This window comes from Nostoc sp. CHAB 5836 (assembly GCF_020829445.1).
Lineage (GTDB): Bacteria > Cyanobacteriota > Cyanobacteriia > Cyanobacteriales > Nostocaceae > Nostoc.
Window position 1 is genome coordinate 36,487 of sequence record NZ_JAIVFV010000020.1, and the last position, 26,634, is coordinate 63,120.

The window sequence follows — 26,634 nt, forward strand, 5'->3', positions numbered from 1 at the left end:
CCAAACTCCAAACTCCTCACTCCAAACTCTCAACTCCTCACTCCAAACTCCAAACTCCTAACTCCCAACTCCCAACTCCCAACTCCCAACTCTCTGTTTGCCCAATGCCCAATCCCCCACTCACTTAACGCAATGATTCAATGCTTGGTGAGCCATCAGCTTTGATCCAAGCAATTTGGGCTATGCCGCGATCGCGTGCATATTGGCGAATAGCGTCTGCATCTCTTCCTCCCAAGTCAATTTCTACCCGCACCAAATCAGTAGAATCTCGGAGTTGTTGCGCGTGGGCAAAGGCGGCGACGTTAGCACTCGGTGTCTCTGATACTACCAACCAATCACTCGCTGGGGTTGTCTGTGGTAATTGCTGAGTAGACAACAATACTTGGTATAATTCTTCGATGTTTAACCCAAAACCAATTCCGGGTATGTTTTCTCCTTGGGGATGATATAGCCCTAAAAGTTGGTCGTAGCGACCACCTCGCCCTAAAACTCTGGCTTGGGATTCGGTATCGTTGACAACTTCAAAGACAATACCCGTGTAGTAATCTATGGTCTGGATGAGGCTAAGGTCAAGGATTAAGGGGAATTTGTTCTCTGATTCTAGTAATTCTACTAGGTATTTGAGGTTATTTACTGCCTCTCGCTGTTCTTCGTCTAGATCTAGGCTATTGACTTTTTGTAACACTTCTGCACTTGACCCGCGCAAATCCATGATGATTCGGGCGCGATCGCGTAGTTTGTCACTTAAGGGTAAATTATCTATAGTAATCCGGTCGAGATGAGCGATCGCACTGCGAACTTGATTTTGTAGATGATCAGGAAAGGCACTCAGGAGCGATCGCGTAATTCCCGCCTCCCCTAAAATTAAATGCCATCCCTGCAAACCCAGTGCTGCCATACAATCTGCTACTAACAGCAGCACTTCTGCATTGGCTAGCAATCCGCCAGCACCTAACAACTCCACCCCAGCTTGATAAAACTCCTGTTGGCGATTGTGTCTACTTTCCCAAGTGCGGCGAAACACATTAGCGTTGTAATACAAGCGTTGCGGATAAGTGGCACCTGCCATCCGAGTGACAACAGTACGAGCAATAGATGCTGTTAATTCTGGACGTAGCCCTAACTCATCATCTTCGTCATTTTGTTGTAGTTGAATCACCATCTGACGCTGGATTGCTTCCCCCGCCATCAGCGTATCCATACGCTCTAAAGTCGAGGTGATAATCATGTGATATCCCCAACGGTGAAACACCTGCTGTAATCTATCTTCAATCCAGCGTTTTTTCTCCACATCCAAGGGCAATAAATCCCTGGCTCCCGCTGCTGGTTGATACACCATTATTTTTTCTTCCCACCAAACAAACCACCGAACAAACCACCACTACCAGATTTATCTGATTGCTTATCTCCATTATTGGCGAATGAAGTCACCTTCTGATCGCTAGGTTGTTGTCCTAAAGCTTTATCTATTTTAGGTTTCCATTGCAATGCCATTTCGTCATTGGGGTCTAATTTTAGAGCGTTGTCGAAGTGGATTTTTGCCATTTTTAGCTGATTTTGCTTCAAATACACCATTGCAATTAAGCTATGGCAGTGACTATTTTTAGGTGCTAGCTTCAGCGCATCCTGCAACTCTACTTTGGCTTGGGCAAATTGGTTTTTGTCAATCAAAGATTGAGCGCGACGAATGTACTGTTCGACAATCGTGTCTTCTTTTGCTAGCGCTGGTACTGGTGGTGTATTTACTTGAGGCTTACCTGATTGGACTTTGGGTTGAGCAGGTGGCGGCGGCGCTGCGGATGCTTTGCTTGCACTGCGCATTAAATAGACTAAATTCAACTCACTAGCTTGGGCAGTAACTTGCAGTGCTTGCTCTAAAGAATCATATTGGGTTTGGGCTAGTTTAGCGATCGCACTTTTATAAAAATGCTCCATATTAGGGGTATCTGCTAACTCTCTAGCCAAGTCGGTGTTTAGAGTTATCGAATTAGACTCTTGTACCAGACGCTTGCCGATTTGCGACAAAATTAGAATATATTCCGCGCGAGTGCGATCGGCAGACAGTTTCTCGTAAGCTGGATTAACCAGCTTTGATAGCAATTCGTTTCCTAGCTGTTTTTGAGCAGCAGTTTGAGTCAAATTACTGTCTGGGTGCAAACGGCGGGCGATTTGCAGATAGCGTTTGCGAATCTCTTTGACATCCACATCAACTGGAACACACAATACTGCGTGATTATCTATGAAATCATATTTAAATAGTCCACGATCTATTTTGAAAGACATATGTAGCTCTTGCACCAAAGGAGCAGTTAGATTCCTTCTAGTTTACTTCGGTTGATCCGTGATTCGTCAGTAGCAAATTGTCATTTGTCATTTGTCGTTTGTCATTTGTCACTTGTACTGAGCGACTTGCTCTGAGCGCAGTCGAACGCGTAGCGTCCCGCTCTTAAGCGAGTCGAAGTATTTGTCGTTTGTTGTCCCGTCACTCCCCCTACTCCCCTCATACCCAGGCTGAAAGTGGCGGAACTTGTGAAAGTTCGCTACTGAGGGAGTCGTGAATATAACCATTTGTAACGAGAATTCTACCTGACTCAATTTTGACAGGACTGCCATCGTAGGCGGTAACTTTGCCTCCGGCTTCTTGTACCAAAATTATCCCGGCGGCAATATCCCAAGGAGAAAGCCCTCGTTCCCAGTAACCATCGACACGTCCACAGGCAACATATGCTAAATCTAACGATGCGGAACCGCTACGCCTGACTCCTTGGGTAAGATGGGTGAGGTGACTAAATTCTGCGTAGTTGTTATCCGAGGTTTCGCGGCGATCGTAGGCAAATCCTGTCACTAGTAGGCTTTTACTCAGTTCAGATGTTACAGAAACCTTGATGGGATGATGGTTACGAGTTGCTCCCAAGCCAGCAGCAGCACGGAATAGCTCCTTGTGGAATGGGTCATAAATTACACCAACTTGGGGAAGACCATTAATTAACAGCCCGATGGAAACGGCAAAAAATGGGTATTGATGAGCGTAGTTGGTTGTGCCATCTAGAGGATCTATTGCCCAAAGGTATTCATTCTCTTGATTCCCTAATTTCCCTGATTCTTCAGCAAGGATGGAGTGTTGGGGAAAGTGATGACGCAAAATTTCTAAAATCAACTCCTCTGAGGCTTTATCAGCAGCAGTGACTAAATCACCAGAGCGTCCTTTTTCAATAATTGCGTCTTCTAACTTACCCAAGTAACCTTGCAAAATAGCACCAGCCGCTAAGGCCGCTTCCGTAGCAATATCTAGAAAAATTTGTAGATTTGTCATTATGTTAGGAGTTATACCATTTCTTTCTGAGGCTGCGCCAAATTCTCTTGGCTTTTTCTTTCTTTACTTTGTGTCCTTCTCTTACGAGACGCTGCGCGAATGCGCCCTTTGCGGTTCGTTGCTCATATAGTTTGGCGGATCTTCATACAGAATAGACATCTGGTGAAATTAAATATGCGTTACCCAGAACCCTTGTAGAGACGTAGCACTGCTACGTCAAAACAATTCTTTTTCACCAGACGTCTCTTGTCGAGACGCGAAATTTCGCGTCTCGACTATCCCTGTTAAGAGGTTGGATTAAAAATAAGAAATCCAATCACTCCAACTACCAGCATAAAGTTTACCCTTGCTAATGCCGGCTAATTCTAAAGAAAGTAAATTCACACAAGCAGTAACACCAGAGCCGCAATATACCAAGATTTCTTTGGCTGTTTCTAACTTTTCCCAGCGACGGCGTTGTTCCTCTTCAGGGAGTAGGTAGCCATTGGAGTCTGTAACTTCTTGCCAAGGATAGTTGACTGCACCGGGAATATGACCTGCAATTTGATCAATTGGCTCTCGTTCACCTCGGTAGCGATCGCTTTCTCTTGAGTCTACCAATACTACCTCGGGGCTATGTTTCCGGTTTTTCACGGCTGTAATATCCACAACCTTTTCTGTTTGCACTTGAGCGACAAACGTACCCATTCGCGGCGGAGGAATAATATTTGTAACAGGATACTCAGCTTTTTGCCATCCAGCAAAGCCTCCATCCAGTACTGCTACTTGCTCATGTCCTAGATAGCGCAATAGCCACCACAGACGAGCCGCAAAGGTAAAGCGCGAATCATCATAAGCTACAATTAGAGTCTTTTGGTAATTTACCCCGATGGCAACCAATTTGTTAGCTATGTCATTGGGGTTAGGTAAAGGATGTCTCCCGCCATGCTTAACTACTGGACTGGAAAGATCCTGATTCAAATCTAGGTAATATGACCCTTTTATATGACTTGTTTGATACTGTTGTTGCCCTAGCTGTGGATCGGCCAGAGAAAAGCGACAATCTACAACCACGACTTGCGGATCTTCTAGATGTTCAAACAGCCAAGCTGGCGAAACAACAAATTGGGGATTGGGCATTGGGCAAACAGAGAGTTAGGAGTTAGGAGTTAGGAGTTAGGAGTTAGGAGTTGGGAGTTGGGAGTTGGGAGTTGGGACTTAGGAGTTGGGAGTTTGGAGTAAAAGTTATTCTTCTCGTGCCCCCTCATCCCCCTCATCCCCCTCATCCCCCTCATCCCCCTCATCCCCTAACCCCATGTTTGGGAGAAGGGGAGACGCTAACGCGTTGGCGCAGCCTAAGAAGAGAAGGCGGTTCGTAAAAAAAACTGACTTTTACTGAGAGTTTTAGTCTTAACCCAAGCGTATTGGCTTTTAATGGTCTGCTTATTTTTGCCAAGCTGTACTAGATTAAAGAATCTCCGTAAAAAACCTGTTTGAACATTTGTAAAAATTCATCATACTGAAAATTATAAGCAAAAAAATTGACAACAATATCCCAATTGTTCGTAACATAAAAATAGATGCTGCGAAAGACTTAGATCGGCAGCTGATCATAATGCATAATCCCTATGGAAACTCTGGCTACAATACAGTCGAATATTAAATTTGCTTTTTAAAGCTAACATGATTAACTTCTGCAATAACTTGGAGTGCCTTTGTGATTGAATGGAAAAACGATACAGCCTTTTCAGAAAAAATTATTAGTGGTTCAAACGCCATTAGCACAGTGAAGAGTATTGATTCAACTCATGCCGTAGGATCGCCAAAAGTGGAGGATTATTCTTTAGACTTATCTCAAAAAGACCTGATCATTGAAGATCGCCAAGCAGTGTCTTCTTGGATGAAAGCCGATCTTAATTGGGGTGATGATTCAATGGTCTCTAGAATACTACAAGCCAAAGATTCTGAAGGCAATGGGTTTGATTTAGATCCGCCGAAGGTTTTAGTAGTTGATGATCATGCGGCCAGTCGCATGACTGCTGTCACCCTCTTGGGGATGGAAGGATACGAAGTAATTGAGGCGGACAGTGGTTCCATTGTTGTCGGATTGGTAACTCAAAAACAACCAGATTTGATTTTGCTGGATGTGATGATGCCAGGAATGGATGGATTTGAAGTGTGCCAATTGCTGAAACAGGATGAGCAGACTAGGCTAATCCCAGTGATTTTTATTACCGCGTTAGATGACAAGCGATCGCGCATTCGCGGAATTGAAGTTGGGGGAGATGATTTTCTCACCAAACCCTTTGATCGTGTGGAACTGGCGGCGCGTCTAAAGTCCTTGGTGCGGCAAAAGCGTCTGAACGAAGATTTAGACCATGCCGAACAAGTACTATTTTCCATTGCCATGTCCATTGAAAGCCGCGATCCCAATACAGGCAACCATTGTGAACGACTGGTAAAACTGGGACAACTTTTTGGTGAATACCTCGACCTCTCACGCTACCAAATTCGAGATATGATGTGGGGTAGTTATCTCCACGATATCGGTAAGGTGGGTATTCCCGATGCAGTGCTGCTGAAAAAAGAGAAACTCACTCCCGAAGATTGGCAAATCATGCAGCAGCACGTTTTGATTGGGGAAAAAATCTGCCAGCCACTACGCAGTATGCGGGGTGTAATTCCGATTATTCGCCATCACCACGAACGCTGGGATGGCTCAGGCTACCCTGATGGACTCAAGGGGGATAATATTCCTTACCTAGCGCAAATATTTCAGCTGATTGATATTTACGATGCCCTAACTAGCGAAAGGCCTTACAAAAGAGCTTTTACTTCAGCAGAAGCACTTTCAGTGATGCAAGAAGAAACTGATTCCGGTTGGCGTAATCCCAAACTAATGCAGCAGTTTGCCGAATTTATTCGCTCCTGTTATTAAATTATTTTAAAACGCACGTATGTTTGTGCTGATGTGTGATGGATAGAGATGAAAACGCTGCTAGAAATATCCTTAGTACAATATTTCATAAATTCGTAGCGAATTCTCTGCGAACCTACCCTACGGGAAGGCGAGGCGCCTATGCGTTTAAATTTCAACCCTCAATTCGCCAGGCTTTTATGCTGCATCTGTACTTAGTCGAGGATTGGGTACGGTAGGGCATACCAAAACCTTTGCACTAGACGCTCTTCCCCCCTTGGGGAGATGAAACCTCTACTCTAGTTGGTGAAAACCTGCTTGAGCAAGTTATGTCTTTGATTCAAGAATCTCAGTTCCTTCAAGGCTGAGAGTGTCAATTATAATTTCACTGATAGCTGATAGCTAATTATGGTAGTTGTAGCAATTCTAGCGGCGGGACGCGGCACACGGATGAAATCACACTTACCCAAGGTTTTACATTCTTTAGGTGGGCGATCGCTTGTCGAGAGAGTTCTCGAAAGTGTAGAACCAGTTTCCCCCTCACGGCGAATCTTGATTGTGGGATATCAGTCCGAGGAAGTGGAAGCCGCCATGCATTCAATTAAGAGTTTGGAGTTTGTCCAACAGACTGTGCAATTAGGGACAGGTCACGCCATCCAACAATTACTTCCTCACTTGGAAGACTACACTGGGGATTTGCTAGTGCTTAACGGTGATTTACCGTTGATACGCACCGAAACCCTGAAGCAGATGTTACAAACTCACACCCGAAATCAAAACGCTGCCACTATCCTCACCTCGCACCTACCCGATCCCACCGGCTACGGGCGCGTTTTTTGTAACGATGAAAATATTGTGCAGCAAATGGTGGAACATAAGGATTGTACTGCTGCTCAAAGAGAAAATCACCGCATTAACGCTGGAGTTTACTGCTTTCGCTGGCAAGATTTGGCAAAGGTGCTGCCCCACCTACAGGCAAACAATGCCCAAAAAGAATACTATCTCACCGATGCCGTCACTCAGGTTGGACAAGTGATGGCAGTGGATGTGGAAGATTACCAAGAAATTCTCGGCATTAACGATCGCCTGCAACTAGCAACAGCATCTGAAATTTTGCAAAGGCGAGTCAAGGAAAAATGGATGCTGGCGGGTGTCACCCTCATCGACCCCACAAGCATCACCATTGATGAAACCGTAGAATTAGAGCCGGATGTAATTATTGAACCCCAAACTCACCTGCGAGGAAATACGGTGATTCAAACCGGAAGTCACATTGGGCCGGGAAGTTTAATTGAAAATAGCCAGTTGAGTGAAAATGTCACGGTACAGTATTCGGTAGTCATAAATAGTACTGTGCAAGCAGGAAGCAGAATTGGCCCCTATGCTCATTTACGCGGTCAGGTACAAGTGGGTGCTGGTTGTCGTGTGGGGAATTTTGTGGAATTGAAAAATACTCAATTAGGCGATCGCACGAATGCAGCACATTTGTCATATATAGGTGATACCGTTGTTGGTAATCAGGTGAATATTGGTGCTGGTACAATTATTGCCAATTATGACGGCGTGAAGAAACATCGTACCAAAATCGGCGATCGCACAAAAACTGGTGCCAATAGCGTTTTAGTGGCTCCACTCACCTTGGGAGATGATGTCTACATCGCAGCTGGTTCTACAGTCACAGAAGATGTGCCTGATGATTCTCTGGCGATCGCTCGTAGTCGTCAGGTGGTGAAACCAGCTTGGCGCAGGAAGAGCCAATAAAGTGATAATGAAATCATCAGATTAGCTGATTCAACTACAGGTAAAAGATGAGAAAAACAAAACAACTTACCGCGATTATTGAGCGTGAACAAAAGGGCTATATATCCCTTTGTCCAGAATTAGATATTGCTAGCCAAGGTGACACCATCGAAGAAGCACGCAGTAATTTGGTTGAAGCATTGGAATTATTTTTTGAGACAGCTGACCCCTCTGAAGTCCAAGATCGGCTAATTACAGAAGTCTTTATTAGGGACTGACAACAAATAAATTACCCAATCTTGTGGGGTGGGCGTCTCGCCATTGGTGTCAACTTAAGCTAGGAATGCTTAACTGTTGCCTACATCACCCGCCTTGAACTAAAGTTCGAGGCTAATAGCTAAAGTCTACTGAAGTAGACTAAAGATTATTGGAAATATTTAGTCTACTTCAGTAGACTTTTGTTATTAGCAAGGAACTTCAGTTCCTTGCGGGACATAACTTCTACGTTAAGTTGACACCAATGGCGTCTCGCCCACCCCACAATAAATAGTTGAGTATTTTTTTATTTGTCAGTCCCTTACACGCCTAGAGGTAAGTGTCGGGTAAGCTGCGCCTTCTTTCGTCGGCTGGGGAAGTGTGTCATTAGAGCAAGACAAACACAATTTAGTATGGAAGAACTGCTAGAACTTAGACAACTTCTAGAACAAGGCAAAATCCATGAAGCGCTGCTTTTGGTGGATGAGTTAGAAGAAATGAGTCTCAGTGACAAAATCAATAAAATTGATAGTTATGGTGTGATTCTTCTCATCCATTTAATTAAACAAAAAGCTGAAAAACGTTCGACTCGCTCTTGGGATGTTTCCATAGAAAATACGGTGCGTGAAATCAACAAAATAAACAAGCGCCGCAAATCCGGTGGTTTTTACTTGAATCAAGCAGAATTAATGGATATTCTACAACAAGGATATCAAGTGGCACTCAAAAGAGCGGCGCTAGAAGCTTTTGAGGGGCGTTATGAAGCCCAAGAATTAGCTGCAATGGTTGACCAGCAGGAAACTTTAGCCGAAGCGCTGAAACTGATTCAACAATAGCCGATCAGTTCGTTGTCATTCCACTCCAAAGTATCACCAATTTTTTCGCCGTCGTGGTAGGCGGCGAGTAAGATTTCGCTGGTTTTTCCCCAAGCGATCGCTCCACTGAAATCTAAGGCGATCGCTCCCAAATCCCGTTTGTTATGGTAGGCTTCGTTAAAAGAGCGCTGCATAGCCTCCTTCAAAGACATCCCATCCGTCACACGCACTACAATTCGTGCAGCTAAACACTCATCAATGATATCTTCGCCAATCCCAGTACAGCTAACACCAGCATTACTAGTAGCGTAATTCCCTGCTGGCATCGCAGAATCACTTACCCTTCCAATCCGCTCAAAACCCTTACCACCAGTAGAAGTGCCAGCAGCTAGCCTACCGTAGGTATCTAAAGCTACTACTCCGATGGTGCCACGTCCAGCATTGCTGGTTTCTATGAGTTCGGGTTCTGCTACCACACCAGCCATTGTGCTTTTAAAATTATCCTGGCGCTCTTGTATCCACTCTTGTAACCGCAAATCAGTTAAAGCGTTATAGCTGGGAATTTGCATTTCCCGCGCCAACTCAGCCGATCCTAAATCCGATAGCACTCGGTCTGGCGAACTTTGTAAAAATTGCGCTAAATCAATGGGATTTTTCACCCGCGAGATATTAATCACACCACTAAACCGCCCTGATGCACCATCCATTAGGGAAGCACTCATGCGGATTTGCCCATCAGATTGCAATACTGAACCAGTACCAGCATTAAAGCGGGGATTATCTTCGAGCATTCGACAACCTTGCACCACCGCCTCTGAGGCAGTTGCTCCTGACAATAACAGAGAATAGACTTCTTCTATTACTGTATGGAGCGATCGGCGCACTGATTCCAATCCTCCCTTACCGTGGAGAGAACTACCAGCCCCCCCATGAATAATTAATTTAGGTTGCACCTGTAACTCCATTAATCCCTTGCGCTATTTGCGTCTGTGTTGCGGTTAGTTTCATTTTGAGCTTCAGAACGGCGACGACGACAACGTTCTGAGCAGTATTTCACATCGTCCCAGCAATCTTGCCACTTTTTACGCCATGTGAAAGGACGTTGACATACCGGACAGATTTTTGTCGGTAGGTCAGATTTAGAAGGAACACGTCCCATATAAATACTGTCTATACGATAATTTGATTTCTGAGAGAGATGGAAAATAATTATAACCAGTTTGCCACGAACGGAGGAAACTTTCGGCGAATAAATGTGTTGTCAATCTATCTAAAGGTAGATTTTATTTCTCTCAGAACTTACGCCCAAGCAACGGAAAAGCGAACCACAGAGAAGCCAGTGCGTTGGGTTGTATCCCTGAGAAGCAAGCTACGCACAGCGTCTTTGACAGGAGAAGCAACTGGCGCGACGCAGAGAACACGAAGGAATAAGAGTTAGAGAGTTTTTTTACGTACTACTGGTCTGTCTCATTGAATATGATGAGTTTGTAGTAAGCACTTCAGTGCTTAAAAATCCAGGACTAAAGTCCTTACTACGAACTTATTTACCCCTGAGAATTAATGCGATAGACCAGTAGCCTAATTCAGAGGGTTATAGTCTGAGAGTAGATGGTCTAAGTATTTACTCAGTTCCATCAAGGCATTAAATTAACATATTTTTCCAATTCAGATACTTTTAATATCTCCTCAGCCTTCTCTATGCCATATACGCTCTTTAAAAAATCGCCCAACCAAGCAATATTAACTTTTTCGATCCCGTCCATATTAAGACATTCTCTAAATATTTTCAAATAGCCGAATATCTGTCTATCTATGTCAGAAAAGTGCTTTGAAAAATTTTGAATGAAATTTTGGGTTCCTGCTAATATTGCATACCTTTCAAAACTGCTCATTAGAGCCCACTTTCCTTGAGGTGAAAAAATCACACTCTCCAATTGATAAGATAAGCCAAAAGCGTTGGTATCAATAGATAGATATGTAGATATCTCCTCAAAAGAAATCCACCAATGCTTGGTCATAGATGAATTGAAATCGACAATATTAACAATAGATAGGTATAAACTTGAATCTCCCATATGTGAGGCAGTACTTATAAGAGCATTAACAACTTCTACATCTGGGGGGAAATACTCATATAAGAGTTTAACTTCTTCAGCATTAGATCCGAATTGAGGTAGCTTAGGATTCTCGTTGAGAAATAATTGTCTCAATTTAGGTTCGGCCTCAGAATAATATTCCTTATCTGTGAGAATACGCATGATTCCAACCTCTATCTAAAAGATCTTTGAGAAACGAACTAACACCCAGTTGTGGAAGCGGGGCAAAAAAGTGGCTTTTTATATGGAAATTTGACTTCTTTTACAAGCGAAAAAACTTGCCCATTGAGTGTGCCAGTGTAATGATTCAGAAGATCGATCGTAGGTTCAGTTTGAGGGGAAGAGCCATATTCTCTTAAGTTTGCGTTGCCTCCGCCTTTTAACTTAGCCGTATATATCCATCCTGCTGTAGGAGTAAATACGGGCGAAGCAACAGAAGATGCTTCGACAACATTACTAAACTCTAACCATGCCAAAGTATATGCTGCATAATGGTCTGGGGATGTGACTTTATAGTAACGAACTGTATTGCTGTACTTGAAGGAAAAGTTGTACAGTAAATTGTCAAGCTGAGGACTGGCAGCGATCAAGTAATTTTGCTTGAACCTTTCCTCAGGAGCAAGCCTTTCATTACTGGGCTTAATAATTCCTCGGTTCAGAAGGCTTGATCCTGTGCCTACGGCTAAACCAATAGTTGCATTACCAAAAATAATTCCACTGACTAAAGCAACTCCAAAATTAAAGGCTCGCGAAAACTGAAATTTCATATCAACCTCAAAAGATTTTTGAACTGTAATAATGTCCCTAAAGCACTTAGAAAAATTTATTCTCCTACAAATTCAATCTGTGTGACTTCCTCATAGCCTGGAATTCCGTGATCTTTAAGTCTTAGTTCGCCAACGGTGCTTTGCTTCTTACCATTGTTTTCCTCTCTTAATTTTAAAACTATGGCTCCACCATTAGGAAGCATAGCTTTAAATCCCTGAGGAGCAGTTATGTCTGGCGCAGGTCTAGGAGTATCGCCATCATACTTAAAAGACTCTTTGTCAGCTATCAAAAAGAACTCTCTAATCGCAGTATTCGCAGCCACCCTTCGTCGATAGATATCAGACATTTCTCCTGGAATTGTAATAATAACTTTTCTGATTGGTTTAGCTTTTGTTGCTTCAGATGTCTTGAAAAGTGCTGTAAGCTCGTCAAGTCCAACATTATTTCCAATTGGACTTTTCGTAGTTGGGGGCATTTGCCCAATTATTGGTTCAGAACCCTGTGTCTGAGCATTTCCTGAATTTTTAACTCCGAAGATGGTCGATATTCCAATACCTAATAGAAAAGCAAAAACTACTGAGCCTTTTAAAAAATTCATTTGCTTACTCCACTTAAAAAGACGACTTGCATGGTAAAACGATACCATAGTGCAAAAACCTAACTATTTATTATACGGAAACTTTCCGTATAACATCCTTATTTAGAGTATTAAACGGAATTTTCTGCATAACTTCCAATGGAACAACGTCCAAAGAAACTGCTTGAACAGGTGCTTAAATTTCAAGCCTAAATTCGCCACGATTTCACGCAAAGCTGCACTAAGAATCATGAGCAACTAACGGCAATAACAAGCGGGTAACTACCCGATTATCTGGTAATTGATAGAAATTCAACTCTCCTCCCAACTCCTGCATAAGGTTTTGGCAGATTAACAAATGTAAGGCTGGTGGTTGGTCGAGGTTGGAGGGAGCAAGCACATCTTTGTGGGTATTTTGATGTAGTTCTGTAAGTAACTGTGGTTCGATCGCACCGTTGTATGTAATCGACAGTTCTAGCAATGTCTGATGGCCAGTTTTTACCTTTGTAAAAAAGTGCTTTGCATCTACGGTTTGAGATGCATCTAAGCGGCGACACCAAATATCAATTTTGCCTCCGGTTTGAGAACGGTTACAGGCACTAACCAATAATTCATGGATAACTAATTCAATTTTGACTATATCACCAGCGATCGCCATTGCAGATTGTGAACTTGAGGTAGGAACGCCTCTAGCAAGGGAAGAATTCTTGAGCGATTCTTGCTCGTCAATCGTTTGTCCCAAACCATGTATACCAATCCACAGCTTTTGTTGTTTAAGTAAATTTTCGATGCGTTCAAGCGATCGCTTCAGTAAACTGGCTATAAGCATAGTTTCACAACTGATATGTAGCTGCCACTGCTCAAGTTTTAGCAATCCACTCATGGAGGTGGTTGTTTGCTCTAACTGGCGCAGCAATAGCTCGTAGCGCATCTGAGTAAGTTCATTAGCAGGAATGCCCAAATCATGTATTTGACTAAGGCATAGTGCTGTTATTCTTTGGATTTCCTCTAGACGACGATGTTTATACCAATTGAGTTGTTGTAATTCCTCTGTTGTGGATTTTAGAAGTCGGGTAATTTGCTTTTCACGACGCCACCAGCCTAATTGAGAAATCAGAGTTGCTGTAGCACTGAGGCTTTGTTCTGACCAGCGACGCTCTTGAGAGTCTGCTAACAACACTACACCTGTGGTTTCATAATCAGCATTAGTACGTAATGCCATCACCAAAATTTGACCTTTGTCTGGAGCATTGAACCATTTCCGGGTTTCTGGGGGTAAATTATTTACCTTCAAAGTCAGGTAACTTTCTGTAGCAAGTGCCCACTGAATTAAGACTTCAGTTTGGATCGGAATAGATGCATCCGAAAAAATTCCAAATTGATTATTGTCAATGACTCCAGGGATAATTTCTGCCCAACTTTCCCCAGGCGACCAGGATAGCAGTACGGCTACGGGACAGCCTAAAATTGATGCTATTTGTTTGAGTGCGGTGCGTTCTAAATGCTTTTTTTTAACCTCGATTTTGCCTTGGGAGGATTGTGTCAGAATGCGTAGGCATTGCTCAAATGCTTGGGAAACTTTTTGTTGTTGCTGGGTGCGGTTGTGCAATTGCCACTGACGAACAATTACACCAATCTGTTGACTGACAATCCACAGCAATTCTTTTTCCACTGTTGTCCAACAGCGATGGGTTTCGTGAGTGATGATCAAAAGTGCTGGTATCTGATCGTGAGTGCATTTACAAACAAGTAGCGATCGCACACCATTTTCTAATAAAAGAGGACGCCAGTTAAACAAGCGTAAATCTTCATTTAAATTCTCAATTTCCACCGCTTGAGTTGAACTTTGCAAAAGCTGCCCATCTAATTCTTTGAGAGTATCAAAGGTAAATGTCAAAGGTTGGCGATTATGGGGCTGATTTTGGTAAATAAATTGATAATTATTTTGCTCTGGGTCATACTGCAACAGCAAAAATCGCGTCGCACCTAGTCGAACTAAAACTCTTTTAGCACAGTTGTGTAAAGTTTCCTGAAGGTCATGTTCGCTATAAATACCTTGAGCAACTTGGCTAGTTAGTTCCACATCCTCTTGAATTTGTTTAACGGTGTTTTCCATACTTTCGGTGGGTGCAGTCAGGGAAATTAAGCCAGCAGCAGCTCGGACAAAATTTTTGTCTGTCTCCGTCCAGATCCGACGTTCATTGCTTTCCAGCGCCAGAAAACCTACTAAGTCCTTTTGCCAGATGATCGGGGCTGCCAGGAGCGATCGCACCTTCAACCGTTCCAGCAATTTTGCCGTAAAATGGCTCTTTAAAGAACTGCGTGCATCACCAATAGAGACAATTTGGTTAGTTGCCAAAGCATAATAAAAGTCGCTTAATTCCTGTACAGTCATTCCCGGTGCTTGCTGACTGCTAGAATTACAATCAACTTTCACCAGATCATTGCTCATCCGACACCAAAAGTAGTGGCCTTCCCGCTCAAACCAGTAAACATTTGTCCGGCTGGGGGAGACAAATTTATGAGTTGCTTGCACCGCTGCTTCAAGTCTTTGATCAAGGTTAGTCAGGGTGCGTAAATTTTCTAGCAATTCTAATAATGGTTCGTCGGTTCTCTTGATTTGCTTGTAGTGCAAATCCATTTCATTTTGACAAAGCACTGCCCCCAGTTCGCCTAAAACCATGATCAAACGTGCTTTTGCTTCCCCTGTAAGTAGGTAGCCCCAGCGTTCTGAACCTAGTAACACCAAGCCTAAGCAACGGTCTTTGTAGCGAATTGGCAAAATAATCGTTCCTTTGATCTGGAATTGTTCTGCAATTTTTCGCCATTCGGCGGCGCGGATTTCGGTTTGTAAATCCGCTACACCCAAAGGATGTTGTTCAATCACTACTTGCTCTAATAAATCCCCAGGACTAAGAACAACTCTTTGCCGTAAAAAGACGGTATCATTACCAGGTGTCATGCCTCCCTTGCCGAACAATATGTGATTCAGGCGATCGTAAAGAGCAATCCAAATCAGTCTGTAGTCAAACTGTTCCTTGAGATAAGAAATAGTAGTTTCAATCAGAACGTCAACATCATCCTCTTCTCTAAGACTCTGGAGGACACGTCCCAAGGAGAGGATGTGCTGTTCGGCGGCTATAGGTTTTTGCGGCTGCCCCATCTGATTTATTGGTTTACATAGGTTGTAATATATAAGATGCCCAGAAAAGCATCTTGAGTAATATTCTCACAGGTCTTTGCTGAAAGTTCTAGGTAACGAGGTTCGTTGAAGTTAAGTAGGTGGGCGCAATTAAAGCTAACTGGCTAAGGCTGTCATTGGTCATTGGTCATTGGTCATTTGTCCTTTGTCATTGGTCATTCGTAAAGATTTTAAGCCTATTTATGTTTCATAACAATAGTTTGATTTTTTCGCGCCAACTTACTTACATTAGACATAGGAGTGAAAAAGAATTGTTTTGACGTAGCACTGCTACGTCTCTACAAGGGTTCTGGGTAACGCATATTTAATTTCACCAGATGTCTATTATTGAAATGGATATTTATCAAGTTGCCATTCGTCCGGTTTTGTTCAATGTCTTAAAAACCGATTCAGAATGGTTACACCAGCAGACGATTCACAGTTTTAGTTGGCTATCCCAGACAGGCGATCGCTCCCCTGCTAATTGGGTAAACCAACGCCTAAAGCAGTCGTTATGTGTGTACGATTCACGGCTAGAACAAAATTTGTTTGGGCTAAACTTCCCAAATCCCATAGGGTTAGCGGCTGGCTTCGACAAGGATGGTGTCGCTGCTGGCATTTGGTCTAACCTGGGTTTTGGCTTTGCAGAACTAGGAACTGTAACTTTTCACGCACAGCCAGGAAATCCCCGTCCCCGTTTGTTTCGATTGCCATTGGACAAAGCTGCTCTTAATCGGATGGGCTTTAATAATCGCGGTGCAGCAGCAATGGCGGCACATTTGGCACAGGAAAGACAGGAGTCAACTCACTCAATACCCATAGGGATAAATTTGGGTAAATCTAAGGTAACTCCGCTAGAAGCAGCCGCACAAGATTATCTCGATAGTTTTCGCTTACTCAAAGATTTGGGAGACTATTTTGTTGTTAATGTCTCTTCTCCCAATACACCAGGGTTGCGATCGCTCCAAGATGCTTCTATGCTCAGTGCCATCTTGGATTTATTACAACAAGAAAATACTGCACAAAAACCACTTTTTGTCAAGATAGCGCCAGATTTGGATTGGGTTGCGATCGCTGACATTATAACTCTTGCTAAAACCTACCAACTGGCGGGAATTATCGCCACGAATACCACCATCAGCCGTGATGGATTAAAAACGCAGGTGATTGACCAAACTGGCAAATCACCCCAGTCAGAGGCTGGCGGAATTAGCGGTGAACCATTACGCGATCGCTCCACTGAGGTAATTCGTTTTATTTGGCAGCAAACCCAAGGACAAATCCCGATTATTGGCGTTGGTGGTATTTTTTCTCCTGAAGATGCTTGGGAGAAAATTATTGCTGGTGCTAGCTTGATTCAGGTTTATACAGGCTGGATTTACGAAGGCCCACTGATGGTACGCCGGATTCTAGCAGGTTTGCTTTCCAAACTAGAACAAAACGGATTAAATTCCATCAACGAAGCTGTAGGTTTACAAACAAAAATTCCCAAATTCTAATTTTGAACTGTTCACCCTTCTTCCTCCACTGGGAAAAACTCCTTAGTTTTTTCCGAGTATGACCAGGCTATACCATCAGGGTCTTTACTGCGACTCCACTCAGAAAACTCTGGATCATTTCGTCGTTTATAAACCGTACTGGAATAAACATTTAGCCGTTTAGCAAGTTCAGATTGGATCAGAGAGCCAAAAACTAACTGTTTTTCCAGCGATCGTTTAGCTTCCTCATGGGTTGGCTGTGGGAGTGATGCAGTTTCTAGTTCTTCCTCCTTTGGGGTTATTGGTGGTGGTGCTAAGAGCGATCGCGCAGTTTTAGTAACTGGTTGAGCAGGAAGTCCTTTAACAGGCTCACTACTGTCAAGAATGTTGCCAAGAATGCTGGCAGTTATAAAGTAATAAGACAGCCCCGAATCTTCGGAGTTCAGTATACTAGCGCCAAATTCCGAGGCTTTACTATCCAAATAGCGTTTTGCTGTTGTTCCAGGAAAATTGCCCTTGATTGCCAAGTCCATTGGCGTAAGTCTGCCTTGATTTTCGCGAACCAACTGATGAAAAATTGGGTTAACTCGATGAGTCCACTGTTGCCATTGATATTCTTGCCAAAGCTTGAAGCCAATTACCAGCAGAATTAGCGCCAGTAAAATTCTCCAAGTGGCAACCAGAAAAATAATCAAAAACGAGATGGGCAAAAGTAGAACGAGAAAAGCCTTGCCGTTACCTTCTATGGGTTTTTCACTCATGCTGATTTTTGCCAAGTGAATTTTAGGAAATAATAATATATTGGCAAAAATTGGCGCACTTTTTTGTATCTTTTGGCAAAGTTGTGGCAAATTTGCCGGCAAAATCTTTATATCAGTAACAGGACTTACGCAAAAACTCTCCGCAACTCTTATTTCTTGGCGTACTTGGCGTACTTCTCCCAGGGGGAGACGCTACGCGATGGCGGTTCGTTTTTTCATGATTTTGCCTAAGTCCTAAGTAAGCGCCATAAGATTACCTATCTCTTCCTTTGCGTTCAACTCTTACGAGACGCTGCGCGAATGCGTCCTTCTCCCAGGGGGAGACGCTACGCGATTGCGGTTCGTTAAAAAAATTTAGGTATTCTTTGAGCGGGAAGGGACTAGGCGTTTCGTAAGCGTCTGCGTTCCACTGACTTATACTGAGCTTTGTCCTTGGCGCAGCCTCTGGTTGAGAAGTAATTTCAGCATCAAAAAGCCAAAATTTAATCACTCCTGTACTAGACTTTGGCTTAGTTTATCTAATAAAATACACTAAACCGATAGGAATAGTGAACTTTTATGGAAAGCGTCCAAAACGTTACTCAAGAGTTGAATCTAACGGAAAATACAACTCTGCAACAGTTGCAACAGTGTACTCCAAAAGAGTTAAAAAAAGACATTTTCAAAAAACTCAGAGGCGGATTTTTTCTGATCCTGGGATATTTGTTATCACCACTATGTTGGTGGAATGACTTACTATTCAATCTGCCAATAGCTTATGGTTTTGGGTATATATGTAGTTTACTTTCCCCAAAATTACTTCTACCTTGTTCAATTATAGGATACTGGCTCTCTAATATTGTCGGAATTCTATTGATGCAATTTGGTTCTAAGGACATTTTCCAAAAAGAACCTCAAGATCATAACCTCAAAAAAGAATTATTCACGGGTCTAATTTCTTCAACAGTTTATACCTTGTTGATTATATTATTAATCCAGTTGAAGATTCTCGATTCTCCCATTTTATTCTCCAAGAGTTAATTGAACTGATCACGTTTCTACAAAGGAATCCGTTCTAGGGTTGCACAGACCAGAGTGATGAAAGAGCAATATAGCAATTGTCAATGATTTACGAACAAAAAGAACCCCGACTTATTGAATAAATCAGGGTTCTGAATTTTTCAGTCGAAGGCAAATCAGCGATCAAAAATCTCAATTTTCATCAAATTTTAAAAATTCACTTAAATTCAACAATTTTGGAGCCTCATTACTTACAATTAATGGTAACTTACCATTCCATTTTTCTATTGCTTGCCTTTGGAGGATTTCTGGAGTTAAACCATCACGTAATAATTTGTGCGCCTCAGCCTCTCCCTTGGCTAGATTAACTTTTGCCTCAGCCTCTTTTGTTGCTTTTAAAGCGATAAACTCTGCTCGTTTTGCTTCTTGTTCAGCAATCTGCTTCGCCTCCACCGCCTCACCAAATCTTTCTGAAAAATGGACATGAACTAGAGAAATATCATCAACTGCAACGTGATAGCTACCCAGTCGCGTAGACAATGCATGATCTACTCCATCTTTGACTTCTCCTCGTTTAGTAATGATTTCTTCAGCAGTATACTTTGCCATTACTGCTTTTAATACTTCTTCAACTGCTGGGTTAATAATCCGCATAACTACATCTTGTTCATCTCCAATTTCTTGAAAAATGACATTTGCTTCCTGGGGAATAATATGCCAGTTGAGAGCTACATCGGCGAAAACATTTTGTAAATCTTTGGAAGAAGCCTCAGCAGAAATTTCTTGTTTTTGGACTCGAATACTCAACTTTTTCACAGTATTGACTACAGGAATAATTAAGTGAAGTCCTTCTCCTAATATCTGGTTTTGTACTTCGCCAAATTTCATCAATACACCACGCTCGCCTGCATTTACAATCACACAAGGCGTGAGTAAGAGAGTTATCAAAAACAAAAGAGCAGTCAGTTTACCGGCACTGTTAAAAGTTGTATTTTTTTTCATTGTGTGAAACATCTATGCTTCTGGCATAGAGACACATATTTAGGAGTTGTGGCAATACTGCGTAGGTTTTGCCCAAAAACCTTAACCCGTGTAGGTTGGGTTGAGGAACGAAACCCAACATTTGGGGGGCTTTGTTGGGTTTCGCAGAGCCTCAACCCAACCTACGATTTTCCAAAACCTACGCAGTATTGGGCTAGGGGGGATCTAAAAGTGCCTAAAGTCACAGTGAAATACTTTTCAAACATTCTCTTATAACTGTTTATTTGAGTAATTTATTTCTTGTCATACCGTTTCTTTGTGAAGCTGCATATATAGCGGTTCTCGCTTGGGTGCAGTACAGTTTTGACCTCACTTCCATTCCTCTCTCCTCTGAGGAGAGAGGAATGGAATCTTACTCCCCAACGCTAGAAGGGAAGGGGCTGGGGGTTAGGTCTGTATTCCATACAATTCGCTATATTTACCCCCCCCGTAGTCATTTAGACATCTGGTGAAATTAAATATGCGTTACCCAGAACCCTTGTAGAGACGTAGCAGTGCTACGTCTCTACGTTCTTTTTCACCAGATGTCTATTGTTATCAAATTAAAAACGGACGCGCCAGAAAAAAGCTAGAAACTGATTTAGCATCTACCGGCTCTCCCTCCAGAATAGCTTTCTCTAATTCTTCAGGAGTCAAAAATACAGTTTCGATATCCTCGTCTCCATCTTGTGGTGGTGGTGTCTCCAGCTTTTCTAAATCTCGCGCCAGAAAAGCATAGATAATTTCATCAGAATAACCTGGGGCTAGGAAAAATTCGCCTAGTTTATCCCATTTTTGGGCACTATAGCCAGTTTCTTCTTCGATTTCACGCTGAATTGTCTCTAAGGGATCTTCATTTGGTTCGACAGTTCCGGCCGGAAATTCTAATATCCGTCCTTGAATTGCAAAACGATATTGGCGCACGAGTACAAGTTTACCTTCTGGTGTCACCGGCACAGCTAATGCACCACCAGGGTGACGAATACATTCCCATTCTCCTTCGGATTTATTCGGCAAACGCAAGCGATTAACTTCAAAATCAAACTTGCGTCCTTTATAAAATAAGCGTTGTTTCAGCAGTTGTGGTAATTCTCTACCTAATGGCATAGTAAAATCTGATTATCTGTGAGAGAGAGGCGAAATCAGCGTTCTTCTGCGTTTAAAGATGGTAATTTTAATTGCCCATCAGTAAATGTACATCAGAACAGTCTACCTCTTTCAGCAGTTCTTTAATAACACACCCTGAGACTGGTTCTATCCAATCTGGGGCAATTTCTGCCAGTGGTACTAACACAAAGGCCCGATCCCGCATTCGTGGATGGGGAATCTGGAGATTTGGTGTATCAACAATAAAGTCATCATATAATAACAAATCTAAATCCAGAATTCTTGGCCCCCAGCGTTCCTGACGCACACGCCCAAATTGTTGCTCAATTCCTAACAAAATTTCTAATAACTGCTGGGGTAGCATTTCTACCTGCAATGTGATACAGCCATTGAGGTAATCTGGCTGTGGTGGCCCAACGGCTTTGGTTTGGTACCAATTGGATCTGGCTTCTAAGGAAATACCTGGGGTTTGGGCTAAAATCTCTATAGCTGCTTCTAAAATTTTTTGTGAATCGCCCATATTACTACCAAGAGCAAGGGCGCTTCGTCTTAGCTCTCCTTCGGCGTAGCTCACAGCAGGCATTGTCCTCTCATGAAGTCAGCCGTTTTTGGGCTGCCTTTGCGGATACTTCGCTGCACTTGTTCCAGAAAAACGTCAATAGTTTTTATATTTGCAATAATTATCAAAATTCCAGCTTTTTTACTAAATTAAATTACGCAAATTAAAAAAAGATTATTTGATAGTGAATTTCGTTAATTATTTATAGGATACTATACTAGCACAATGGTAGTGCTATAACCCCAAAGTTGATTATTGATGATGGTTATATAGTTACTACTTTGAGCGAGGAACTGACGTGGGGAAGCTTACCTCCTGGTTCAAGCGAAGACCAACTAATTTGAGTGACTCTGGACAAGGAGGGACAAATGAGAGCTTACTACCAGCAAATCTGGCGCAGGCGAGGCAGTTACTGAGCAAAATGAAAATTTTACCATCTAGGAAAAGGGCCAATGAGGCAACTGGCGGTAAACCACTCTATCGTCGCATATGGTTTTGGGCAGGCTTGGGTGTAGGTGGTGGGATAGTAGCCTTGATCTACGGCATCAGTTTAATAGATCGCACTTTGCCAGATCAGTCCGAGCTAACCGCCGTACTCAGAGAGCAAACACTGACCATCAAAGCTGCTGATGGTAGTGTATTGCAACAACAAGGTGAAGCGACTAGAGAACAACTAAAGCTAGAGCAAATACCAGATAATTTAAAAAAAGCTTTCATCGCCTCAGAAGATAGAAGATTTCAGCAACACAACGGAGTTGATGCGCAAGGGATTGTGAGAGCGGGTTTGAATAATTTGCGATCGCAAGGTGTAGTGGAAGGTGGTAGCACTATTACTCAACAGCTAGCGCGGATTCTATTTTTGAAACAAGAGCAGACAATCTGGCGCAAACTCAAGGAAGTCCGCCTAGCACAAAAAATGGAGAATGAATTAACCAAAGATCAGATTTTAGAGCGTTACCTGAATCTGGTTTATTTGGGAGGTGGAGCTTACGGAGTGGCAGATGCAGCCTGGGTATACTTTAGTAAATCGCCAGACCAACTTTCTTTAGCGGAAATGGCAACGATTGCTGGATTAGCTCCAGCACCTAGTTTATACGCCCCAGACAAGAATCCGGAAGCGGCAAAACGGCGGCGGGACTTAGTATTGCTACGGATGGAAGAAGATAAAGTGATTACAGCAAAGCAAAGGCAAGAAGCCCTTGAGGAGCCATTAACACTCAAAAGCAGTTTACCCAAACGAGTACAAGTAGAATCACCCTACTTTACCAGCTACATCCAAAAAGAATTGCCGAAGTACGTTTCTCCTAAGGTGCTAGCAAGTGAGGGATTAGTAGTGGAAACCACGCTGAATCCAACTTGGCAGAAAGCCGCAGAAGAAGCAGTTGCCAAAACGCTGCGAAATCAAGGACGCTGGGAAAACTTTAAGCAAGCAGCAATGGTAGCCATTGACCCCCGTAACGGCGAAATTAAGGCAATGGTTGGGGGAAAAGACTTTAGTAAAAACCAGTTTAATCGAGTTACCCAGGCACAACGGCAGCCAGGATCGACATTTAAAGGGTTTGTATATGCCACTGCGATCGCTAGCGGTAAAAGCCCCTACGATAGCTACGAGGATGCACCCTTTGTCGTAGACGGCTATGAACCAAAAAATTATAGTGAAAGATTTCGGGGTTCCATGAACATCCGAGATGCCCTCACCCGCTCTATTAATATTATTGCGGTAAAGGTGTTGATTGATGTGGGGTTTACGCCAACGATTAAACTTGCCCATGATATGGGGATAAAATCTGAACTCAAGCCCACCTACTCCTTGGCTCTCGGCTCCAATGAAGTCAATCTGCTAGAGTTGACCAGCGCCTATGGCAGTTTTGCAACTCTTGGATTGCATACAGAGTCTCATGGTATCAACCGCATCCTCAACCGTCAAGGCAAGGTGATCTGGTCAGCTAATTTCCAGTCTAAACGCGCCCTTGACGCTGACAGCGCCGCCATCATGACTTGGATGCTACGCAACGTTGTAGAACAAGGAACTGGTGCTGCTGCCCAATTAGATAATAGACCAGTTGCAGGCAAAACCGGTACCTCCGATGAAGCCCGCGATTTATGGTTTATTGGCTACATTCCGCAAATGGTAACAGGAGTCTGGCTAGGTAACGATGATAACCGCCCCACATACGGCAGCAGTGGTAGTGCAGCTTACACCTGGCACGAGTTTATGGAAAAAGCGGTAGAAGGGATGTCCGTAGAAAAGTTTCCCAAACGACCCAAGTTAGACGGTCGTAAAGGCACCATCAAAGCCCAGGCCATCAAACCCAAGCAAGTGCTGAATCGTTCTATTTCTTCTGATGATGACTCAGAAGGGCAAAGTGTTAGAAATTCTGAAGAGAGTGGTTCATCTAGAAGACGTAGAAGGAGGAGGAGCTATTCTCAAGAAGAACAGCAATCAGGTGATTATACCCGAAGACGGAGAAGGCGCGATCGCAGGGAAGAATCAAGTTCCAATAACTCTTCTGAGGAATCATCTCGTCCACGGCGGCGATCTAGAAGAGTAGAATCAGATTCTTCCCCGCCTCGCAGAAGTCGGCGATCTTCCTCGCCGGCAGATAGTTCTGGTTCTTCAGGTTCTTCGTCGTCACAGCCTAGCTGGCGGGATAGACTTAGACCTTCTAACTAGTAGACATCTGTTGAAATTAAATATGCGTTACCCACAACCCTTGTAGAGACGTAGCACTGCTACGTCAAAACAATTCTTTTTTGGAGATGTCTAGTGAATTTTGAATAGGACTTACGCAAAGGCAACGGAAAACGAACCACAGAGGACGCAGAGGCCACAGAGGAATCAGAGTTTGAGAGGGTTTTTGCGTAAGTCCTATTGAATTGATTTCTCCCCGATCTTCCCTGTCCTTTTCTATGCAAGATGAAGTTGCTTAAACTAAACTACGGGAGGATGTAAAATGATACGCTCATTTTATAGTCTGTAAAGTAGTGTTATTTAACATTGGAGAATATACTCATGCATATATTGATGCAGGCAGCAGATTCAGTCGCAACAGGTGGTAGTCATTTTCCTTTTGCTTTCACCTTGGTGTACGTCGTAGGTTTTATTGCTGCTGTAACCATCGGTTCAATAGCTTGGTACAACTCGAAACGCCCCCCAGGTTGGGAAAGTAAAGAGCGTCCTGATTTTGTGCCTAAGGTTGATAAAGAAGAAACTCCGGGTCTGGGCGAACCGAAGTCATAATTTAGTCATTAGTCATTAGTCATTAGTCATTAGTCATTAGACTATGAACTTTTGACTATGATTAGTTTTGCACTTCAACCCAACGGCGGTAAAGCTTTTGAATTTGTTTAAGAAGCAGACTGTGAACTGGTTGAGTTGGATCATTCAGCTTGGCTATGTCTTGCAATTGGGTCAAGAGTCTGGCTTCTTCCACTGCGACTTCACCATCGCTATAAATTAAGCCACTGATGGCTTCAATCAGATTTTCACAATCTTTAGGGCTGGGGCGATCGCCTAAATACTCCCGCACCCAGTCATAACATTCTTTTTGCTTTACAGGAATCAGTTCGTACAACCAAGGCTTAATTTCTGGATCGTTAGCTAAACCTTTTGCTTGAGCTATTTCGCGCAGATATTGCCGTTCTTCTGGCTGGATTCTGCCATCGATCCAGGCTGCTCCAATCAGGATTTTAACTAAGTTTTTCACATTGGAAGGGGTAACCATTGCTGCTTCCTCTGGTAGATTCAGGCCTCCACCAAATCGTACAATCCCAAACAGTATTCACTCGGAATTATTGGTTTTTCTTAAGCGAACCATAAAAAAGCCATCCATGTCCTGTCTATGAGGCCAGAGTTTAAACCAACCTTTAGGCGTGCTAAGGGCAGAATTAGGTAACTCAATGCCGCCAACAGACTCAATTTGCCAATTAGATGACTCAGCTAAAAATGCCGAAATTACTTCTTCATTTTCTGCTGGATGCAATGTACAGGTGGCATAAACTAGTACACCACCAGGCTTTACAAAAGCTGAAGTATGTGTTATTAATTCTTTTTGAAGCAGCGAAAGTTCCCGGACAGATTCTGGTGTTTGTCGCCAACGTGCATCAGCGTGACGGTGCATAGTTCCTAACCCAGAACATGGAGCATCCAGTAATACACGGTCTGCGGTGTTTTGAAATTGGTTGAAGTGGCGACTGTCACCAGTACAAATTTGAATAGATTGTAAATTTAGCCGTTGAGAATTTTCTTGGAGTTTGCGAAGACGAGAAGGAGTGCGATCGCAAGCCCAAATTTTTCCCTCATCTGCCATTAACTCAGCGATATGGGTTGTTTTACCCCCTGGTGCAGCACAGACATCAATTACTACTTCACCTGGTTGGGGGTCGAGCAAATGACTTACCAATTGAGCGCTACTATCTTGTACAGTCCACCAACCTTCTTTGAAACCAGGTAATTTTTGAATTGACCCAGCACTACTAATCAATCGTAAAGCTTGGGGTAAATAAGGAATGCGTCTCACCAAAACACCAGCAGATTGCAAAGCCGCCTCAACTTGCTCAATTGAAGTGCGAAGTGGGTTGATACGTAAGTCAATTGTTGGTGATTGGTTCATCCATTCACACAGTTGTTCTGTGTCAGCTAAACCCAATTGTTCTAACCAAACTTGAATAATCCAGTCAGGAAAGCTGTGTAAAATACCCAAGCGTTCCACTGGGTTTTCTGGAAGTTGTAACGGATAAGTGTGGAGGGATGAGGGGGATGAGGGGGGTGAGGGGGATGAGGGGGATGAGGGCGATGAGGGGGATGAGGGGGGTGAGGGGGATGAGGGGGATGAGGGCGATGAGGGCGATGAGGGGGATGAGGGGGATGAGGGCGATGAGGGGGATGAGGGGGGTGAGGGAGTGTTTTCTCCCCCTACTCCCTCATCTCCCCCTGCTCCCTCATCTCCCCCTGCTCCCTCATCTCCCCCTGCTCCCTCATCTCCCCCTACTCCCTCATCTCCCCCTGCTCCCTCATCTCCCCCTGCTCCCTCATCTCCCCCTGCTCCCTCATCTCCCCCTGCTCCCTC

The 26,634-nt window shown here is 43.3% G+C and carries 25 protein-coding genes; 9 read left to right on the forward strand and 16 right to left on the reverse strand.

What is annotated here, in order from left to right:
- Positions 1 to 124: 124 nt before the first annotated feature.
- From LC605_RS06460 to LC605_RS06475, 4 genes are all read right to left on the reverse strand, one after another.
- Positions 125 to 1,339, reverse strand: a complete 1,215-nt coding sequence (locus LC605_RS06460; protein ID WP_229546731.1) for an ATP phosphoribosyltransferase regulatory subunit — start codon at positions 1,337 to 1,339, stop codon at positions 125 to 127.
- Positions 1,339 to 2,283, reverse strand: coding sequence for a J domain-containing protein (locus LC605_RS06465; RefSeq protein ID WP_229546732.1), 945 nt, complete (start codon positions 2,281 to 2,283; stop codon positions 1,339 to 1,341). Before LC605_RS06465 ends, LC605_RS06460 begins: the two co-directional genes overlap by 1 nt.
- Before the next feature lie 217 nt (positions 2,284 to 2,500).
- Entirely contained in the window at positions 2,501 to 3,313 is an 813-nt protein-coding gene (locus LC605_RS06470) for an inositol monophosphatase family protein (protein WP_229546733.1), read from the reverse strand.
- Positions 3,314 to 3,610: 297 nt separating this feature from the next.
- Positions 3,611 to 4,432, reverse strand: a complete 822-nt coding sequence (locus tag LC605_RS06475) for a sulfurtransferase (protein ID WP_229546734.1) — start codon at positions 4,430 to 4,432, stop codon at positions 3,611 to 3,613.
- A gap of 85 nt (positions 4,433 to 4,517) precedes the next feature.
- Between LC605_RS06475 and LC605_RS06480 the strand changes: the two genes are divergently transcribed.
- The 5 genes from LC605_RS06480 (at position 4,518) to LC605_RS06500 (ending at position 9,040) form a co-directional block, all read left to right on the forward strand.
- Entirely contained in the window at positions 4,518 to 4,691 is a 174-nt protein-coding gene (locus LC605_RS06480) for a hypothetical protein (RefSeq protein ID WP_229546735.1), read from the forward strand.
- Positions 4,692 to 5,009: 318 nt separating this feature from the next.
- Positions 5,010 to 6,230 carry a two-component system response regulator gene (locus LC605_RS06485; RefSeq protein WP_229546736.1) on the forward strand — a complete coding sequence of 407 codons (1,221 nt, stop codon included), beginning with the start codon at positions 5,010 to 5,012 and terminating at the stop codon, positions 6,228 to 6,230.
- A 387-nt stretch (positions 6,231 to 6,617) separates the two neighbouring features.
- Positions 6,618 to 7,970 (forward strand): bifunctional UDP-N-acetylglucosamine diphosphorylase/glucosamine-1-phosphate N-acetyltransferase GlmU, encoded by a 1,353-nt coding sequence (glmU, locus tag LC605_RS06490; protein WP_229546737.1) that lies wholly within the window; start codon positions 6,618 to 6,620, stop codon positions 7,968 to 7,970.
- Positions 7,971 to 8,017: 47 nt separating this feature from the next.
- Positions 8,018 to 8,227 carry a type II toxin-antitoxin system HicB family antitoxin gene (locus LC605_RS06495; protein ID WP_229546738.1) on the forward strand — a complete coding sequence of 70 codons (210 nt, stop codon included), beginning with the start codon at positions 8,018 to 8,020 and terminating at the stop codon, positions 8,225 to 8,227.
- A gap of 390 nt (positions 8,228 to 8,617) precedes the next feature.
- On the forward strand, positions 8,618 to 9,040 hold the full coding sequence (locus LC605_RS06500; protein WP_229546739.1) for a DUF29 family protein: 423 nt from the start codon (positions 8,618 to 8,620) through the stop codon (positions 9,038 to 9,040).
- Here the strand turns inward: LC605_RS06500 and LC605_RS06505 are convergent.
- The 6 genes from LC605_RS06505 to LC605_RS06530 form a co-directional block, all read right to left on the reverse strand.
- A complete protein-coding gene (locus LC605_RS06505) occupies positions 9,031 to 9,984 on the reverse strand; it encodes an isoaspartyl peptidase/L-asparaginase (protein ID WP_229546740.1) in 954 nt (317 codons plus the stop codon). The two genes, LC605_RS06500 and LC605_RS06505, sit on opposite strands and share 10 nt — an antisense overlap.
- Positions 9,984 to 10,178: a DUF2256 domain-containing protein gene (locus LC605_RS06510; protein WP_229546741.1), complete on the reverse strand. Its 195-nt coding sequence runs from the start codon at positions 10,176 to 10,178 to the stop codon at positions 9,984 to 9,986. The genes LC605_RS06505 and LC605_RS06510 overlap by 1 nt, the downstream gene beginning before the upstream one ends.
- A 475-nt stretch (positions 10,179 to 10,653) precedes the next feature.
- Positions 10,654 to 11,277, reverse strand: a complete 624-nt coding sequence (locus LC605_RS06515) for a hypothetical protein (protein WP_229546742.1) — start codon at positions 11,275 to 11,277, stop codon at positions 10,654 to 10,656.
- Positions 11,278 to 11,315: 38 nt separating this feature from the next.
- Positions 11,316 to 11,882 carry a hypothetical protein gene (locus LC605_RS06520; RefSeq protein ID WP_229546743.1) on the reverse strand — a complete coding sequence of 189 codons (567 nt, stop codon included), beginning with the start codon at positions 11,880 to 11,882 and terminating at the stop codon, positions 11,316 to 11,318.
- Positions 11,883 to 11,938: 56 nt separating this feature from the next.
- On the reverse strand, positions 11,939 to 12,481 hold the full coding sequence (locus LC605_RS06525; RefSeq protein ID WP_229546744.1) for a hypothetical protein: 543 nt from the start codon (positions 12,479 to 12,481) through the stop codon (positions 11,939 to 11,941).
- A gap of 220 nt (positions 12,482 to 12,701) precedes the next feature.
- A complete protein-coding gene (locus LC605_RS06530) occupies positions 12,702 to 15,623 on the reverse strand; it encodes a GAF domain-containing protein (RefSeq protein ID WP_229546745.1) in 2,922 nt (973 codons plus the stop codon).
- Positions 15,624 to 15,994: 371 nt separating this feature from the next.
- On the opposite strand from LC605_RS06530, the gene LC605_RS06535 reads away from it, so the two are divergent.
- Positions 15,995 to 17,140 (forward strand): quinone-dependent dihydroorotate dehydrogenase, encoded by a 1,146-nt coding sequence (locus LC605_RS06535; protein WP_229546761.1) that lies wholly within the window; start codon positions 15,995 to 15,997, stop codon positions 17,138 to 17,140.
- 11 nt (positions 17,141 to 17,151) lie between these two features.
- On the opposite strand, the gene LC605_RS06540 is transcribed toward LC605_RS06535, so the two are convergent.
- Positions 17,152 to 17,880, reverse strand: coding sequence for a hypothetical protein (locus LC605_RS06540; protein ID WP_229546746.1), 729 nt, complete (start codon positions 17,878 to 17,880; stop codon positions 17,152 to 17,154).
- 558 nt (positions 17,881 to 18,438) lie between these two features.
- Here LC605_RS06540 and LC605_RS06545 point away from each other — a divergent pair.
- A complete protein-coding gene (locus LC605_RS06545; protein ID WP_229546747.1) occupies positions 18,439 to 18,900 on the forward strand; it encodes a hypothetical protein in 462 nt (153 codons plus the stop codon).
- 171 nt (positions 18,901 to 19,071) lie between these two features.
- Here LC605_RS06545 and LC605_RS06550 read toward each other — a convergent pair whose 3' ends face one another.
- The 3 genes from LC605_RS06550 to folK form a co-directional block, all read right to left on the reverse strand.
- The gene (locus tag LC605_RS06550; RefSeq protein WP_229546748.1) at positions 19,072 to 19,881 is read right to left on the reverse strand and encodes a prohibitin family protein; all 810 of its coding nucleotides are present in this window, start codon (positions 19,879 to 19,881) and stop codon (positions 19,072 to 19,074) included.
- Between the two features lie 576 nt (positions 19,882 to 20,457).
- Positions 20,458 to 21,006 carry an NUDIX hydrolase gene (locus LC605_RS06555; protein ID WP_229546749.1) on the reverse strand — a complete coding sequence of 183 codons (549 nt, stop codon included), beginning with the start codon at positions 21,004 to 21,006 and terminating at the stop codon, positions 20,458 to 20,460.
- 67 nt (positions 21,007 to 21,073) lie between these two features.
- Complete coding sequence (folK, locus tag LC605_RS06560) at positions 21,074 to 21,589, reverse strand: 2-amino-4-hydroxy-6-hydroxymethyldihydropteridine diphosphokinase (protein ID WP_229546750.1); 516 nt, start codon at positions 21,587 to 21,589, stop codon at positions 21,074 to 21,076.
- A 274-nt stretch (positions 21,590 to 21,863) separates the two neighbouring features.
- Between folK and LC605_RS06565 the strand changes: the two genes are divergently transcribed.
- Both LC605_RS06565 and LC605_RS06570 read left to right on the forward strand, forming a co-directional pair.
- Complete coding sequence (locus tag LC605_RS06565) at positions 21,864 to 24,239, forward strand: transglycosylase domain-containing protein (protein WP_229546751.1); 2,376 nt, start codon at positions 21,864 to 21,866, stop codon at positions 24,237 to 24,239.
- A gap of 339 nt (positions 24,240 to 24,578) precedes the next feature.
- Positions 24,579 to 24,806: a photosystem II assembly protein Psb35 gene (locus LC605_RS06570; protein WP_229546752.1), complete on the forward strand. Its 228-nt coding sequence runs from the start codon at positions 24,579 to 24,581 to the stop codon at positions 24,804 to 24,806.
- A 61-nt stretch (positions 24,807 to 24,867) separates the two neighbouring features.
- Here the strand turns inward: LC605_RS06570 and LC605_RS06575 are convergent, their stop codons facing one another.
- Together LC605_RS06575 and rsmB are read right to left on the reverse strand one after the other, a co-directional pair.
- The gene (locus LC605_RS06575) at positions 24,868 to 25,290 is read right to left on the reverse strand and encodes a TerB family tellurite resistance protein (protein WP_229546753.1); all 423 of its coding nucleotides are present in this window, start codon (positions 25,288 to 25,290) and stop codon (positions 24,868 to 24,870) included.
- A gap of 57 nt (positions 25,291 to 25,347) precedes the next feature.
- The coding region (rsmB, locus tag LC605_RS06580) for a 16S rRNA (cytosine(967)-C(5))-methyltransferase RsmB (protein WP_229546754.1) at positions 25,348 to 26,634 on the reverse strand (1,287 nt) is incomplete at its 5' end.

What these genes read in the sequence shown, in the direction of transcription:
- LC605_RS06460 (WP_229546731.1), bottom strand. Translation starts at nt 1,339, where the DNA reads ATGGTGTATCAACCAGCAGCGGGAGCCAGGGATTTATTGCCCTTGGAT.
- LC605_RS06465 (WP_229546732.1), bottom strand. Translation starts at nt 2,283, where the DNA reads ATGTCTTTCAAAATAGATCGTGGACTATTTAAATATGATTTCATAGAT.
- LC605_RS06470 (WP_229546733.1), bottom strand. Translation starts at nt 3,313, where the DNA reads ATGACAAATCTACAAATTTTTCTAGATATTGCTACGGAAGCGGCCTTA.
- LC605_RS06475 (WP_229546734.1), bottom strand. Translation starts at nt 4,432, where the DNA reads ATGCCCAATCCCCAATTTGTTGTTTCGCCAGCTTGGCTGTTTGAACAT.
- glmU (WP_229546737.1), top strand. Translation starts at nt 6,618, where the DNA reads ATGGTAGTTGTAGCAATTCTAGCGGCGGGACGCGGCACACGGATGAAA.
- LC605_RS06495 (WP_229546738.1), top strand. Translation starts at nt 8,018, where the DNA reads ATGAGAAAAACAAAACAACTTACCGCGATTATTGAGCGTGAACAAAAG.
- LC605_RS06500 (WP_229546739.1), top strand. Translation starts at nt 8,618, where the DNA reads ATGGAAGAACTGCTAGAACTTAGACAACTTCTAGAACAAGGCAAAATC.
- LC605_RS06505 (WP_229546740.1), bottom strand. Translation starts at nt 9,984, where the DNA reads ATGGAGTTACAGGTGCAACCTAAATTAATTATTCATGGGGGGGCTGGT.
- LC605_RS06510 (WP_229546741.1), bottom strand. Translation starts at nt 10,178, where the DNA reads ATGGGACGTGTTCCTTCTAAATCTGACCTACCGACAAAAATCTGTCCG.
- LC605_RS06515 (WP_229546742.1), bottom strand. Translation starts at nt 11,277, where the DNA reads ATGCGTATTCTCACAGATAAGGAATATTATTCTGAGGCCGAACCTAAA.
- LC605_RS06520 (WP_229546743.1), bottom strand. Translation starts at nt 11,882, where the DNA reads ATGAAATTTCAGTTTTCGCGAGCCTTTAATTTTGGAGTTGCTTTAGTC.
- LC605_RS06525 (WP_229546744.1), bottom strand. Translation starts at nt 12,481, where the DNA reads ATGAATTTTTTAAAAGGCTCAGTAGTTTTTGCTTTTCTATTAGGTATT.
- LC605_RS06530 (WP_229546745.1), bottom strand. Translation starts at nt 15,623, where the DNA reads ATGGGGCAGCCGCAAAAACCTATAGCCGCCGAACAGCACATCCTCTCC.
- LC605_RS06535 (WP_229546761.1), top strand. Translation starts at nt 15,995, where the DNA reads ATGGATATTTATCAAGTTGCCATTCGTCCGGTTTTGTTCAATGTCTTA.
- LC605_RS06540 (WP_229546746.1), bottom strand. Translation starts at nt 17,880, where the DNA reads ATGAGTGAAAAACCCATAGAAGGTAACGGCAAGGCTTTTCTCGTTCTA.
- LC605_RS06545 (WP_229546747.1), top strand. Translation starts at nt 18,439, where the DNA reads ATGGAAAGCGTCCAAAACGTTACTCAAGAGTTGAATCTAACGGAAAAT.
- LC605_RS06550 (WP_229546748.1), bottom strand. Translation starts at nt 19,881, where the DNA reads ATGAAAAAAAATACAACTTTTAACAGTGCCGGTAAACTGACTGCTCTT.
- LC605_RS06555 (WP_229546749.1), bottom strand. Translation starts at nt 21,006, where the DNA reads ATGCCATTAGGTAGAGAATTACCACAACTGCTGAAACAACGCTTATTT.
- folK (WP_229546750.1), bottom strand. Translation starts at nt 21,589, where the DNA reads ATGCCTGCTGTGAGCTACGCCGAAGGAGAGCTAAGACGAAGCGCCCTT.
- LC605_RS06570 (WP_229546752.1), top strand. Translation starts at nt 24,579, where the DNA reads ATGCATATATTGATGCAGGCAGCAGATTCAGTCGCAACAGGTGGTAGT.
- LC605_RS06575 (WP_229546753.1), bottom strand. Translation starts at nt 25,290, where the DNA reads ATGGTTACCCCTTCCAATGTGAAAAACTTAGTTAAAATCCTGATTGGA.